Genomic DNA, 14814 nt, shown 5'->3' on the forward strand with positions numbered 1-14814 from the left:
ATTATAGCCAAAAAAGACAAAATGGCTATTAAATGCGTAATTAAATTTTGTAAAATTTAAACTAATGATTATAAAAATTTAGCTAGAATTATTGGCTTATAATTATAATAAGGGCTAAGATATGTTTGATACGATATTTAGAGAGTATGATATAAGGGGAATTTATCAAAAAGATCTAAATGAGCAAAGCGTCAAAGCAATAGGAATATGCCTTGGCAATGTAATGAAAGAGCGTGGAGTAAAGAGTGTTAGTGTAGGCTATGATGCTAGAACATCAGCACCTAATCTTTTTAATTATTTAGTTAGTGGTTTTAATGCTGCTAAATTAGATGTTTATGATATTGGTATGCTTCCTACGCCTGTAGGATACTTTAGTGTTTTTACCGATAAGTTTGATGCAAATGCGATGATCACAGGTAGTCACAATCCAAAAGAGTATAATGGATTTAAGATAACTATTAAAAAAGATAGCTATTTTGGTGATGATTTACAAGCTTTAAGAGTTGCTGTAAATGAGTTTATCGCTAGTGGTAAGGTAGTTAAAGATGATTTTAGAGCTATTAAATTCGATATTTTAAGCTCATATGTGGATTTTTACGCTAAAGAGTTTTCTCATCTTAAAGGATTAAAGACAAAGATTATATGCGATGCTGGCAATGGCGTAGCTGGTATAACGCTTGAGCCAATTGCTAAAGCACTGGGATTAGAGTTTAATATATTATATCCTAATCCTGATGGAGAGTTTCCAAACCATCATCCAGACCCAAGCGAAGAAGAGAATATAAAAGAGTTAAAAGCAGCTTTAAATAGTGGCTATGATTTGGGTTTTGGCTTTGATGGTGATGCTGATAGGATAGCAGTTCTTACGCCTAAAAGAAGTATAAAGGGTGATGATTTAGCCTATTTATATGCTAAGAATATGAAAAACCCAAGAGTTTTAGGCGAGGTCAAATGTAGTCAAAATATGTATGATGAAATTGATAAAATCGGCAAAAGCTTTATGGGTAAAACTGGTCATAGCAATATCAAAAAGGCTATGAAAGAGTTAAATATAGATATGGCTGCTGAGGTTAGTGGGCATATATTTTTTAAAGAGAGATTTTTTGGTTTTGATGATGCAGTGTATGCGATGATAAGAGTGCTTGAGCTTGTAGCTAATGGATTTGATTTAGATAGTGAATTAGATAAATTGCCTAAGCTATACTCAACTGATGAGATGAAGATTAAAACCAATGAAGAGTCTAAATTTAAAATAATTGAAGCTTTAAAAGTTAAGCTAAATCAGGCAGATAATGGACTACCAAAGATTATTGATATTATCGATATAGATGGGGTTAGGATTAAATTCCAAAACGGCTGGGGATTAGTAAGAGCATCAAATACAACTCCAGTTATAGTTACAAGATTTGAAGCAAATTCACTAGAAAATATGCAAGAAATTCAAAATGGAGTAATTGCTTTAGTAGAAAATATTATGGCTAAAGAGATATGAAAAAAGCTCTATGTATAATTAGTGGTGGTATGGATAGTGCAGTAGCTGCAAGTATCGCTAAAAGTGAAGGCTATGAGATAGTGGCTTTGCATTTTGACTATGGTCAAAGGACTATGAGTAAAGAGCGTGAGTGTTTTGATAAAATCGCTAGCAGTCTTAACGCTCTTAAAAAATTTGTAATTGATACTAGTTTTATAGCAGATGTAGGTGGTAATGCTTTAACAGATAAAAATATAAAAATACCTAAAAATGCATTACAAGATAAAGAGCCTCCAGCTACATATGTAGCATTTAGAAATGGTATTTTTTTATCTATTGCTACGGGTATTGCGCAGGTTCAAGGGTGTGAGGCTATCTATATTGGATTAGTAGAAGCTGATGGAAGTGGCTATCCTGATTGTAGTAGCGAGTTTTTAGAAGCAATGAATAAAGCAGCAAATTTAGGAACTGGTTGTGATATTAAATTTAAAGCTCCACTTATAGGATTATCAAAAGGACAGATCGTCGCAACTGCTTATAAATTAGGTGTGGATTTAGCTAATACTTGGAGTTGCTATGAAAATGAAGATTTAGCTTGTGGAGAGTGTGATAGTTGCTTATTAAGGCTTAAGGGTTTTAAAGAAAATAATCTAAATGACCCTATAGAGTATAAAAAAATTAAATTTAAGGATTAAATTATGTATCGTTTTGCGCCATCGCCAACTGGTGATATGCATATTGGGAATTTAAGAGTTGCGATATTTAACTATATAGCCTCGCTTCAAGATAAGAGTGGATTTGTTTTGCGTATTGAAGATACCGATAAAGAAAGAAACATAGAGGGCAAAGATGAACAGATAATGGAGATTTTAAGGCAGTTTGGTATAAAGTGGGATACACTATATTATCAAAGTAAAAATCTTAAATTTCATCAAGAATTTGCTGCTAGATTATTAATAGATAAAAAGGCATTTTTATGCTTTTGTGATGATGAAACATTGGAGGCTAAAAGGCAAGAAGCCGCTGAAAATGGTAAAGCATATAGATATGATGGAAGTTGTGAAAATCTAAGCGACGATGAGGTGTTAAACAATCCTCGCCCAGCAGCCTTAAGGCTAAAAGCACCAAAAACTACACAAAAATTTATTGATAAAATTAAAGGTGAGATAGTATTTGAGCCAGAAAATATAGATAGCTTTGTACTTTTAAGAGCTGATAAAACACCAACATATAATTTTGCTTGTGCGATTGATGATATGCTTGAAGGTGTTACAATGATTATAAGAGGCGAAGATCATGTAAGCAATACCCCAAAACAAAATTTAATCAGAGAAGCTTTAGGATATACTCAAGAGATTAGCTATGCTCATTTACCTATAATCTTAAATATGGAAGGCAAAAAGATGAGCAAAAGAGATAATAGCTCATCTGTTAGCTATCTTTTACAAAAGGGCTATATGCCTGAGGCTATTGCTAATTATTTAATATTAATTGGCAATAAAACTCCATGTGAAATCTTTACCTTAGAACAAGCAGCTAGTTGGTTTGATATATCAAATATCTCACGCTCTCCAGCTAAATTTAGCGAAGAAAAATTAGCTCAAATTAACCGCGAACATATCAAACTAGCTAGTGATGATAGGCTAGTTGAGCTAGGATTTAGTTCGCCAGATTTAGCTAGATTTTATACTCAAGAAAGTAGCTTAATCCCTGAGATAATAGCTAAGATTGAAGCTATTAATGCTCCAAAAATTATCCCAAAACAGTGGCAAAAAGAGGCTGACGAGATTCGTAAAGTCATCTTAAATATGCAGATTCCTCATAGCTTTGAAGAGCTTAAAATTGTAATAGCTGATGAGACAAATTTAAAAGGCAAATCCTTGTTTATGCCTCTTAGATTACTTTTAACTGGAGCTGAGCATGGCCCAGAGCTTAAAGATCTATATCCGCTAATAAAATCAGATATTAAGGAGATTGTAGCCAAATGACAATTTTATCCCATTTTATAATATCAGTGGTTGATATTTTAGAAATAGTAATAAGAGCTTATACATTTATAATCATAGCTGCAGCGCTTGTTAGCTGGGTAAGACCAGATCCATTTAATCCAATTGTTCAGCTGCTCTATCGTCTAACGGCACCAGCTTATGGATTAATTAAAAAGCTTAAAATTCCAACAGTTTTTGGCGGCATTGATATAGCGCCTATTATAATACTTCTTGCTTTGGAATTTATAAATAGATTTGTATTAGGATTGCTTCGTGGGTTTGCTTATCAAATTTAGTCTATTTTTAACTTTTTTAGTTATACCGCTTTGGGCTAGTGTGCCAAGCTATGAGAATTTAAAAGCAGCACCAAAAGGATTGGTAAAGGATTATTATATATATAGATTTGCTAAAGAAAATAGAGCTAGCAAAGCTCAGTTAAAAAAACTTAGAACTCAAATTTATCGCTATCAAGGAAGCATTAAGACTCTATTTGATAAAAAATTAGGAGTAATAAAACAAAAAGTTACAGATTGTTCTAAGTATAATCTATCTAATATTCATAAAGCAAATGCAACATGCCAAAATATGCTTCTTAGTATTAGTTTTATGAACTCCTTAAAACCAGAACAAAGATCAGCCTTAGCTAAAAGATTAAAAAATGCAAATTCAAAATTTTATAATTTTGTTCAAGGATTTAGCAAAGATGACCCGCTAGGATATTACATCAAAATTGGTGATACTACTGGATATTTTAAACACTATTTTAGCGCACAAGATAAAGATAAGTTTTTAAATACTCATAAGCTTAGCTCCTTGCTAATTGTAAATAGTATTAATCATTGGCAGTTTAAAACAATAATCCAAGAATCAGTAATTGGTAAGAAAAATGATGAATTTAGAAGATCGCTACTAAAGGTAAATCCTGATAAACTTAGTGGCGATATGGCATTTTTATTTGGTTTAAATGCTATATTGTTTCATCAAGAAGATAAAGCGGTGAAATTTTTTGAAGTAGCAGCTATGAAATCTAAATTTGCTAGTAATAAAGATAATGCTAATTTTTGGATCTATCTTATAACTAAAAATAAAAATCTTCTAAAAGAGATAGCCAATAGTGCTGATATTAATATATATAGTTTATATGCTAGAGAGTTTAGCAGCAATGAAAAGATTAAAATTGCAGTACCAAAGCCAGCTACAAAAGAGTTATTAAAATATGATTATACCGACCCATTTACATGGCAACGCACAAGAGAGAAAGTAGCTAAAATGCCAAGCTCTGAGTTAATCTCATATGCATCAAGGTTTTATACTCAAAGCACCCTTGGAGAGTATAGCTATATAATGCAAAAAGCTCATAATTACAAAATTCACTTCTTTCCAATGCCATTTATGGAGCATATAGGAACTGATGATATTAAGCGTCAAGCATTGATTTTAGCCCTTGCTAGACAAGAAAGTAGGTTTGTTCCTAGTGCTATATCTACATCATATGCACTTGGTATGATGCAGTTTATGCCATTTTTGGCTGTAGATATTGCAGCTAAGCTTGGAATTAGCAAATTTGATATTGATGATATGTTTAAGCCACAAATTGCTTATAAATTTGCAAATTTCCATCTAGATTATTTAGAAAAATATCTATACAATCCTATATTTATTGCTTATGCTTATAATGGTGGTATTGGCTTTACAAAGCGTATGCTACTTCGTGGAGATCTATTTAGTCGCAAGAGCGAATATAGCAAATATGAGCCATTTTTATCCATGGATTTAGTTCCATATGCTGAGAGTAGGGTATATGCTAAGAAGGTCTTGGCAAATTATATAATCTATTTAGCAGTTTTAGGTAAAAGTACGAGGATATCGCACTTTTTAAATAATACTTTAATTCCTGAATTAAGTGATGGATTTAGAGATAAGATTAGCTTTTGAGCTTATCTAGTATGCCAATAGAGCGATCTAGCAATTTTTTGAAATTGAAGTTTTGCTGTAGAGTTGTCATCTAAGGTTATATCTAAGTTTAAAATATTTGTGTTTTGAGCTTGAATATCTGCTTTATAGTGGCTACTCCATGGCAAATTCACTGAGGTTAAAGCAGTTAGCTTATCATCTTTATCAAGTTTTGTAAAATTAGCATTTTTTGAATTAATGGTAATCGATTTTGGTAGTTTATTTGCTGGATAGATAGAGATAATAAATATATCACTACCTTCAAATTCGCTTATAAATTCGCCTTGATATATTGGATTTAGATATGTAGCTACTAGCAGTGTTTGAGCTTTATCATATTTTTGCGTATAGGCTAAAAGTTCATTTTTAAGATTAGCTTGTGAGTGTAAAGAGCTTTTGCCCCAACAGCCAGCAAGAAGTAAAGCTATAGAAATTATGGCTATATTTTTTAACATTTTTTTCCTTTTTTTGCTAAATTATACCATTTATATGTTTAATCTTTAAATTATATTATATTTATTTTATTAAAATATATTTTGAATTTATCTAGTAATTTACTTTTAAAAATCAATAGTAATTTAAGTTGAATTTAGATATATTTAATTTTTTATGTTTAAAAAATATAATAGATGGAGAAAAATATGGAAAATTTATATGATGTAGTAGTCATTGGTGGTGGTCCTTTTGGTATCGCTTCAGTAGTTGAGGCCAAAAAGGCTGGGTTTGCAAATGTTCTTCTTTTAGAAAAGGGTGATAATCACTCTCAAACAATTCGCAAATTTTATAAAGATGGCAAACGCGTAGATAAGGTCTATAAAGGTCTTGATAGCGAGACAAAAGGCTGTGTGGAGTTCTTTGATGGAACAAAAGAAAGCACATTAAATTACTTTGATAAATTGCTTGATGATGGAGATATTGAAGCGATTTTTAATGCTGAAGTTGAAAGCGTGAAAAAAGATGGTGATCTGCTAGTTGTTACTACAGCAAAAGGTGTATATAAGGCTAAAAATGTAATGGTTGGTATTGGTAGAATGGGTAAGCCAAACAAACCAGATTATAAGATTCCACCTTCATTAATTCAAGTTGTAAATTATAATCTAAATAACTGCAACTGCGGTGAAAAGATTATTGTAGTAGGTGGTGGTAATTCAGCTGCTGAGTATGCTGTTGATCTAAGTGGCTGTAATGATGTAACTCTAAATTATAGACGCTCTACATTTACAAGATTAAATGATATAAATTTAGCTGCTGTAGAAGATAGCGCAAGAGATGGTAAATTAACACTAAAACTAGGCGTAGATATCGTAGGTATAGAAAATGATAATGGTAAGGTATCAGTAAGCTATAGCGATGGTAGCGTAGTAATATATGATAGAATCATCTATGCAATTGGCGGTTCAACTCCAGTTGATTTTTTACAAAAATGCGGCATAGAGCTTGATAGCGATACTAAGCCAATCGTAGATGAGAATTTGCAAACCAATGTAAAAGGCCTATATGTAGGTGGCGATATCGCTAGTAAAAATGGGGCTAGTATTGTATCAGCACTTAATGATGCACACAAAATTATGAATTATATCGTAAATAATAAGGCGTAATAGTGAATAAAATTTGGTATTTACTAGTTGGTGCGTTATTGGTTGGATGCACAGATGATAAGCAATTAAGCTTTGATGATCTTAGCAAGGACGAACAAGATAAGTATGTGCTAAAATCAAAGTACGATGCGCTTGGTGATTATTTTTCATGGTTAGAAAAGCGTGATAATGATATCCAAAGCGATATTTTAGAAATACCAAATGATCTAAATACTCTTAAAAAAAATTTAGAGATTGCAATTAGCGATAATAGAGTATTGCTTAGCGATAACGCTCAGCTAATTAGGCAAAATCTTGAATTAGCAAAAGAGATAGAAAGTCAAAAAATCACTATTTTAAATGCTGATAAAAATGCTCAAAATGTATATGATGAAGCGATAAAATCATCTCAAGCTCAGCACTATGAAAATGTAGCTGAGCTTACAAAGAGAATAAATGAACTTCAAATTGATAGCGTAGAGAGCATAAAAAGATATGAGCAAAAAATAGTTGATTTAGAAAACAATATAGATAAATTAAAAGGCGAATTAGAAAAATCTAAAATTTTAGCCGATAAAAAAATTGAAGATAACTCTAATAAAAATAAGCAAGAAAATATTAATTTACAAAATAGCAATAAAAAATTAAATGATGAATTAAATGCCCTTAAAGCACAAAATTCTAAATTTAATGACGAATTTAATAACAATATAAAAGCTAAAGATAAAGAGATAGAGTCATTAAAGTCGCAAATCGATATCAAAAGCGATGAGATAAATAAACTAATGCACTCTCAAACTTTAGCATTAATAGAGCTACAAAATAAAAATTCCAAAACCGTTGATGAGTTAAAATCTGAATTAGATAGGCAAAGAAATGAGTATTTTGCTGAGATAAATAATAAAAATGATCAGATAAAAAAGCTCAATATGACTATTAAAAATCTAAATGATCAAAAAGATAAAGAGTTAAAAGATATCGAAAATAAAATAATTGCAACCTATAAAATTACTCAAGAAAATAAAGATAAAAAGCTAAAAGAGCAGTATGAAAATAGTCTAAAAGAGCAAAATATGACAATAGCTAGATTAAATGCTAAGATAACAAATCAAGAGATAGACTATAAAAAAGAGTTAAAAGCTAAAGAAAAAGAGTATCAAGACTCTATTGTGGATTTACGCAGAAGAATTGAATTTAATGCTAGCGATGCTAATAAAAGTATGCAAAAAATAAGCAACTTAGAAAAGCAAACAGCTGCTAAAGACAAAGAGTTAAAAGAGTTAAAAAATCAAATTTTAAATTTAAAAAGCGATATGAATAATAGCAAAAAATTGGCAAACTATGAGCTGTTAAATTCTAAAATTACAGATTTAGAGATTAAAAATAGCGAACTAAACGCAAAAATAGCCACCATAATTCAAAAAGCCAAAGATAGCATAGAATCTACAAAACAAAAATATATAAAAGAGCTAGAAAATCAAAAAAAATATTATGAAGAGTTGATAAAAAATATTAAAACCCAAGAGATAAATAGAGATAGCAATGGGTCAGCTTGAGCTTTATCAGCTTCAAAATGGGTATAGATACAATAGCGATACTCTATTTTTGTATGATTTTATAGGTAGTAAGCCAAAAGGCCAGATTTTAGATGTTGGATGTGGGTGTGGTATTTTGGGTCTTTTAGTCGCTCGTGATAATGAGATAAAGCTAACAGGGATAGATATTGATCCTTTAAATGTGCAAATTAGTCAGCATAATGCTAGTGTAAATGGTATTGCTGGTGAGTTTATAGCTGAAGATTTTAGTAAGTTTAAAAGTGATATTAAATTTGATTTTATCATATCTAATCCACCTTTTTATCATACTGATGTAACTAAGAGTCAAAATAAACATATAGCAAACTCAAGATACTCCGATTCTCTTAGTTTGGAGGAGTTTTTAGCTAGTTGTAATCGCAATATAAAACCAAAAGGTGTGTTATATTTTTGCTATGATGCTAAGCAAATTGGAGATATTATACCACTTCTTAGCAAGTTTAAGTTAAATTTAACTAAGCTTAAATTTATCTATTCTAAAGATAATCAAAATGCTAAATTAGTACTAATAGAGGCTAAAAAAAGTAGCCGCTCAATGTGCGAAGTGGTTTTGCCTTTGGTTGTTTTTGATAAAGATAAGTTGAGCGTAGATGCTCGGGAAATTTTTAATAAAGCAAATACTATAAGCAAGGTTTATAAGTGATAAAACAAGATGGGTTTGATTATGAATTTGATCCTAAAAAGTGCGATGAGTGCGGTGGTAAATGCTGTACTGGCGAGAGTGGATATATCTGGATTGATGAGAGTGAGATAAAAATATTAGGAGAGTATTTAGGCTATAAGCCAGAGCTTATTAAGGAGATATTTTTAGAAAAATTTGATAATAGATATAGTATTAAAGAAAAGCCATATCAAAAGGGTTGGGCGTGTATATTTTTTGATGAGAAAAATAAAAATTGCTCTATATATGAGTATAGACCTAAGCAGTGTAGAAGCTTTCCATTTTGGGAGCATTTTAAAACAAATTATAAAGAGTTGGAGATGGAATGTATTGGCGTAAAGCAATCGTAGCTTTAGCTCTATTTTTGTGCGGTTGTAGCACTTTAAATCCTGAGTTTAGCTCTATTTATCATACAAAGCCAAATAATGATTTAGATATAATTAATGCCTATTTTATGATAGAAGATGGCAAGATAGCTAAGGCTAGTGAGATATTTTATGAGCTTTATCAAAATAGCAAAGATGAGGAGTTTTTAAAAGAGTCTGCTAAATTAGCTTTAAGTTCTAGATCAAATTTATTATACAAAATAATGGATGAACTAAAAGGCGATGATGTTGAAACTCTAAGATTAAAAATTGGTTATGCTATATCGATTTATGAGCTTGATGAGGCTAAAAAATTAGCTTTAAAATTAATCAAAAAAGATAGAAGTAGTCAAAATTATATTTTGTTAGCTAATATCTACGCCTTTGAAGATAATCAAAAAAAATCAATCCAACTATACAAAAAGGCCTATGAAATAGATAAAAGTGAAGATAATATGGTGCGTCTTATGAGTATATTTAATGATTTTTTAGGCGATAGTAAAAGCGCAATAAATATAGCAAACAGCTGGATAGAACAAAATGGTTGCGCTCATAGGGCTTGTTATGCCTTATTAGATCTATATTCAAATTTAGCTGATTTTGATAATATGGTAAGAATATATGAGAAATTATATTTAGAAAATGAGTCTAGCCAATATCTAGTAAATGCCCTTGAGGTGCTACTTTATAAAGAGGATTATAAAGGAGCAAAAAATTTACTTAAAAAATATGAGTTTAATGATGATCTGCTAGCTCAAATTCACGCTCAGCTTGGCGAATATAAAGAGGCTTATAATCTTGCTGCAAGGCTGTTTGAATTTACTAACAATATAGAGTATAAAGCTAAAATGGCTATATATAAGTATGAATTAAGCAAAACAAAAGAGATAGAGCTTATAATCAAGCTTTTTGAAGAGTCTGTTTATGAGCTTGATAATTCATTGTATTATAACTATTATGGATATTTGCTTATTGATCATAATATCGATATTGCTAAAGGGCTTGAGCTTGCCTTAAAGGCTTATGCTTTAGATCCAAAATCTGCATATATAGCTGACTCTGTAGCTTGGGGATATTATAAACTTAAAAGATGCGATGAAGCTATGGAGTGGATAGATAAGATAACGCCTGAGTATCTAGAGCAAAAGGAGTTCAAAGCCCACTATAATAAGATTAAAAAATGTATAAAAGAGAAGAGATGATACTTAATAAAATTATAGATAAAACCAAATTTGAGCTTGATAAGCAAAAAATAGAGCTACCATTTAATCTACTTGAAAAAGCTATACTTCATTCACGAAGTACTATTAATCCACTTAATAGTATTAAAAATGGTATAAATATCATAGCCGAAGTGAAAAAAGCAAGCCCTAGCAAGGGCGTTATTTGTGCCGAATTTAATCCTTTAAAGATAGCCTTAGAATATGAGCGAGCTGGAGTATGGGCAATAAGTGTATTAACTGAGCCATATTATTTTATGGGAAGTTTAGAGTATTTGGCTTTAATTCGTAGATTTGTAAATCTTCCTTTGCTTAGAAAAGATTTTATCATAGATAGATATCAAGTAGCTCAGGCTAGAATTTATGGTGCTGATATGATATTGTTGATTGCTAAGGCCTTAGATACAAAGAGCTTAATAGAGTTATCAAATTATGCTAATGAGTTGAATTTAACTGTGTTAATGGAGATTCACGATGAAGAAGATTTAGAAAAAGCTTTACAAACTAATGCTAAACTAATAGGGATAAATCATAGAAATTTAGCTACATTTGATATGGATATGAGCCTAAGCTTAAGATTAAAAGATAAAATTCCAAATGATAGAATAATAGTAGCAGAAAGCGGCTTGTACTCATATGAGCAGCTTTTAAATTTAAGCCAAAATGGAGTTAGGGGATTTTTAATCGGTGAGCATTTTATGCGTCAAGATGATATTTATAAGGCTGTAATGGAGATAAAAAATGAAAGATGAGTTTGCTCCTTGGAGGGCAGAGTATTTTAGCAGAACTAAGAGTTGTGAATGTATATTTTGTGATATAGCTAAAAATCCACAAAATGATGCTGAAAATTTTGTACTATTTAGAGCTAAAAATTGCTTTGGTGTGATGAATAGATATCCATATACTTTAGGTGAGTTTATGGTAATTCCTTATAAGCATATAGATAATATTGAAAATCTAAATTTAGATATCTGGCTAGAGATTAGCACCATAGTCCAAAAGGGCGTCGCAGTGCTAAAAAAGAGTTTAAATGCTAGTGGAGTTAATATCGGAATGAATCTAGGAGCTGCAGCTGGTGCTGGTATAGCTGAACATATACACTATCACCTTGTGCCAAGATGGGAGAGAGATACAAATTTTATCACTACAATTGCATATACTAGAGTTCATGGGGTTCCATTTATGCAGCAATATAATAGTTTAAAGAGCGAGTTTCAAAGGTTAGAGCGTGAAGATCCTATTTTCTCCAAGTGAGGCTAAGAGGCCAACGCTAAATCCGCTTACTTCGCCTATTAATTCAATAATTTGCGATAGAGACGAGATACTACAAAAGTATTATGATTTAATTAGCAGCCAAGACCAGAGTATTTTGGGCCAAATTTTTGGCGTAAAGAGTGCTAATGATATAACCAAAATAAAAAATTTAACTATGCAAAAAAGCTATCATAAAGCTGTGCTTATGTATGATGGAGTAGCATATGAAGCGCTTAATTACTCAAATTTAGATGAATCATCATCTAGATATATAGATGAGAATTTGCTTATATTTTCTAATCTTTATGGGGTATTAAGAGCTGGAGATTATATACAGTTTTATAAGCTCAAACAGGGTGAAAAAATATCGCAAATAGATAGCGCAAAATATTATAAGTCAAGACTTGATAAAGTTTTAGATGAGATTTTAGAAGGTGAGGATATACTTGATCTTCGGGCTGGATATTATGATAAATTCTATAGTATAAAAACCCCATATATAACTATGAAATTTTTAAAAAATAATAAGATTGTAAGCCACTTTGCCAAGTATTATCGTGGGCTAGTTTTGCGTGATTTAGCACTTAATAAAGCTAGTAATTTTGATGAGTTAATGCAGATTAAATTCCCAAATTTAAGCTTATTAGAGATTAGAAAAACCAAACTAAAAAGCGAACTAGTTTTTGATATTAATGATGATTGTTAGATTTAGATTGGTTAAAATAGGATATAATTTGTAATTCAAGGAGATGTTTATGAAAATTTTATATAGTAATGAAGCAAATTTTAAAGATGAATTCTCATTATTGGTAGATCGTTCAAATATAGATATGCAAAGCGTAATGCCAATTGTAAATGGAATTATTAATGATATTAAAGAGCGTGGCGATGCTGCTTTAAACGAGCAAATAGCTAAATTTGACAAGTGGGAAGTAAATGGTAATTTAGCTATAACTACCGATGAGATGAAAACAGCCTATGACAATCTAGATGATAAGCTAAGAAATGCCTTAAAATTAGCATATGAAAGGATAAAAGCCTATCATGAAAAGCAAGTAGAAAAATCTTGGATAGATTTTGAGCCAAGCGGTGCAATATTGGGCCAGAAGGTTACTCCAGTAGATCGTGCTGGTTTATATATTCCAGGAGGAAAAGCAGCCTATCCTAGCTCACTAATTATGAATGCAGTTCCTGCTATAGTAGCTGGAGTTAAAGAAATAGTAGTTTGTACCCCAGCAGTAGGCGGAGAGGTAAATTCGCTCTTGCTTGCAGCTATGCATCTTTTGGGTATTAAAACTGCATATAAGGTTGGTGGTGCTAGTGCTGTTGCTGCTATGGCATATGGTACGCAAACTATTAAAAAAGTGGATGTAATCACAGGCCCTGGTAATATCTTTGTCGCTACTGCTAAAAAGATGGTATATGGCGATGTAAATATAGATATGATAGCAGGACCAAGCGAGATAGGAGTGATAGCTGATGAGAGTGCTAATCCTACTCATATAGCTATTGATCTATTAAGCCAAGCTGAGCATGATGAGATTGCTAGTAGCTTTTTGATCACATTTAGTGCTGAGTTTGCTAATAAAGTAAATGATGAAATTCAACGATTATTACCAAATTTAAAACGATATGAGATTGCTAAGGCTAGTATAGATAATAAGGCTGCTATTATCGTAACTAGTGATATTGATGAGTGTATAGAGCTGATGAATGCATTAGCCGTAGAGCATTTAGAGATTGCTACGGATAATGCGTATGAGTATTTGCCACGCATTAAGCATGCTGGAGCTATATTTTTAGGTCACTATACGCCTGAGGCGATTGGGGATTATCTAGCTGGGCCAAATCACACGCTACCAACAGGCGGTAGTGCTAGATTTTTCTCACCACTTAGTGTAAGTAACTTTATCAAAAAAAGCTCTATAATCTCAATGAATAAAAGAGCAATTGATGAGATTGGAAGTGCTTGTATGGCTCTAGCCGATACTGAAGGGCTAGAAGCACACAAACTCTCGGTTGAATTTAGAATGTAAAACTCTTAGCTATCATGTGTGGCTTGTATATTTATATAGTCATGCTTGATAGCACCATTATCTAGCCAGTAATGATTTTTTTCTATGCTAATGATTTTAAGTCCAGCTTTTTTAAGTAGATCTTCTATCATCTCTAAACTATAAAATGTAAAAATCAGCCCCCTATGAGTAGCTTCTGTAATCTCATACATATTATCTTCTAGCATTTTTGCATCACTTTTTAGGCTATCATCTGTGGAGATAAAGTTTATTAAGATTTTACCATTTTGATTTAGATGTGATTTTAGCGATTTTAGTAGTTCTATAACTATATTTGGAGTATATAAATAAACTATCTCCCAAGCTAGTATCGCATCTACTTTGGTATCTTTTAAAATCTCATCTATAGAGCAATTTTTGTTGCTATATAGCTCTAAGGTTGCACCACGACTTTTCATAATTGGCTCAAGTCTAGAGCGTGCAAGATCCAATGGTTTTTGATTTAAATCAATACCGATTAATCTAGTAGCACCAGCTTTGCTAAAGCACTCTAAATGGCGACCATTTGCACAGCCAAAATCTAATACGCTTTTAAATTTGTTTTTAAATGCAAAACGCACCACAAATTCACTTGGATAGATTCTATCTCCGCTTAAGATTAAATCCTCCCAAAGCTCAAAATGCTCTTTATAGTCTTCTACGCTATTTCTCATTT

16 protein-coding genes are annotated in these 14814 nt (G+C 31.6%); 14 read left to right on the plus strand and 2 right to left on the minus strand.

From position 1 onward, the window contains the following. Positions 1-121 precede the first annotated feature (121 nt). The 5 genes from CVIC12175_RS03055 to CVIC12175_RS03075 are packed head-to-tail and all read left to right on the plus strand — an operon-like array spanning position 122 to position 5394. Positions 122-1492, plus strand: a complete 1371-nt coding sequence (locus CVIC12175_RS03055) for a phosphomannomutase/phosphoglucomutase (RefSeq protein WP_086315851.1) — start codon at positions 122-124, stop codon at positions 1490-1492. Then, the gene (gene queC / locus CVIC12175_RS03060) at positions 1489-2166 is read left to right on the plus strand and encodes a 7-cyano-7-deazaguanine synthase QueC (RefSeq protein WP_086255383.1); all 678 of its coding nucleotides are present in this window, start codon (positions 1489-1491) and stop codon (positions 2164-2166) included. Before CVIC12175_RS03055 ends, queC begins: the two co-directional genes overlap by 4 nt. Before the next feature lie 3 nt (positions 2167-2169). Next, positions 2170-3459 (plus strand): glutamate--tRNA ligase, encoded by a 1290-nt coding sequence (gene gltX, locus CVIC12175_RS03065; protein ID WP_086315852.1) that lies wholly within the window; start codon positions 2170-2172, stop codon positions 3457-3459. Next, positions 3456-3755, plus strand: a complete 300-nt coding sequence (locus tag CVIC12175_RS03070; protein ID WP_086254040.1) for a YggT family protein — start codon at positions 3456-3458, stop codon at positions 3753-3755. The genes gltX and CVIC12175_RS03070 overlap by 4 nt, the downstream gene beginning before the upstream one ends. After that, positions 3733-5394: a lytic transglycosylase domain-containing protein gene (locus tag CVIC12175_RS03075; RefSeq protein WP_086315853.1), complete on the plus strand. Its 1662-nt coding sequence runs from the start codon at positions 3733-3735 to the stop codon at positions 5392-5394. Before CVIC12175_RS03070 ends, CVIC12175_RS03075 begins: the two co-directional genes overlap by 23 nt. A gap of 2 nt (positions 5395-5396) precedes the next feature. Here the strand turns inward: CVIC12175_RS03075 and CVIC12175_RS03080 are convergent, their stop codons facing one another. Then, a complete protein-coding gene (locus CVIC12175_RS03080; RefSeq protein WP_086248189.1) occupies positions 5397-5867 on the minus strand; it encodes a hypothetical protein in 471 nt (156 codons plus the stop codon). 186 nt (positions 5868-6053) lie between these two features. Between CVIC12175_RS03080 and CVIC12175_RS03085 the strand changes: the two genes are divergently transcribed. From CVIC12175_RS03085 to hisD, 9 genes are read left to right on the plus strand one after another with little or no spacing between them, the layout of a single operon-like run. Then, positions 6054-7010 (plus strand): NAD(P)-binding domain-containing protein, encoded by a 957-nt coding sequence (locus CVIC12175_RS03085; RefSeq protein WP_086302424.1) that lies wholly within the window; start codon positions 6054-6056, stop codon positions 7008-7010. 2 nt (positions 7011-7012) lie between these two features. Then, on the plus strand, positions 7013-8545 hold the full coding sequence (locus CVIC12175_RS03090) for a coiled-coil domain-containing protein (RefSeq protein ID WP_086302423.1): 1533 nt from the start codon (positions 7013-7015) through the stop codon (positions 8543-8545). Continuing rightward, positions 8532-9227: a tRNA1(Val) (adenine(37)-N6)-methyltransferase gene (locus CVIC12175_RS03095; RefSeq protein ID WP_086302422.1), complete on the plus strand. Its 696-nt coding sequence runs from the start codon at positions 8532-8534 to the stop codon at positions 9225-9227. The genes CVIC12175_RS03090 and CVIC12175_RS03095 overlap by 14 nt, the downstream gene beginning before the upstream one ends. Then, a complete protein-coding gene (locus tag CVIC12175_RS03100; RefSeq protein WP_086302538.1) occupies positions 9227-9595 on the plus strand; it encodes a YkgJ family cysteine cluster protein in 369 nt (122 codons plus the stop codon). Before CVIC12175_RS03095 ends, CVIC12175_RS03100 begins: the two co-directional genes overlap by 1 nt. Next, the gene (locus CVIC12175_RS03105; RefSeq protein WP_086256764.1) at positions 9571-10812 is read left to right on the plus strand and encodes a tetratricopeptide repeat protein; all 1242 of its coding nucleotides are present in this window, start codon (positions 9571-9573) and stop codon (positions 10810-10812) included. Before CVIC12175_RS03100 ends, CVIC12175_RS03105 begins: the two co-directional genes overlap by 25 nt. Continuing rightward, on the plus strand, positions 10809-11582 hold the full coding sequence (gene trpC, locus CVIC12175_RS03110) for an indole-3-glycerol phosphate synthase TrpC (protein WP_086256829.1): 774 nt from the start codon (positions 10809-10811) through the stop codon (positions 11580-11582). The genes CVIC12175_RS03105 and trpC overlap by 4 nt, the downstream gene beginning before the upstream one ends. Beyond that, on the plus strand, positions 11572-12084 hold the full coding sequence (locus CVIC12175_RS03115) for an HIT family protein (RefSeq protein WP_086254034.1): 513 nt from the start codon (positions 11572-11574) through the stop codon (positions 12082-12084). Before trpC ends, CVIC12175_RS03115 begins: the two co-directional genes overlap by 11 nt. Beyond that, entirely contained in the window at positions 12059-12790 is a 732-nt protein-coding gene (locus CVIC12175_RS03120) for a YaaA family protein (RefSeq protein WP_086255375.1), read from the plus strand. The genes CVIC12175_RS03115 and CVIC12175_RS03120 overlap by 26 nt, the downstream gene beginning before the upstream one ends. A gap of 49 nt (positions 12791-12839) precedes the next feature. Beyond that, positions 12840-14120 carry a histidinol dehydrogenase gene (gene hisD / locus CVIC12175_RS03125; protein WP_086302421.1) on the plus strand — a complete coding sequence of 427 codons (1281 nt, stop codon included), beginning with the start codon at positions 12840-12842 and terminating at the stop codon, positions 14118-14120. Between the two features lie 5 nt (positions 14121-14125). Here hisD and CVIC12175_RS03130 read toward each other — a convergent pair whose 3' ends face one another. Further along, positions 14126-14812, minus strand: a complete 687-nt coding sequence (locus tag CVIC12175_RS03130) for a class I SAM-dependent methyltransferase (RefSeq protein WP_086302420.1) — start codon at positions 14810-14812, stop codon at positions 14126-14128. Positions 14813-14814: the final 2 nt, after the last annotated feature.

This window comes from Campylobacter vicugnae, from assembly GCF_002139875.1.
In the GTDB taxonomy this organism is placed as follows: Bacteria; Campylobacterota; Campylobacteria; order Campylobacterales; family Campylobacteraceae; genus Campylobacter; species Campylobacter vicugnae.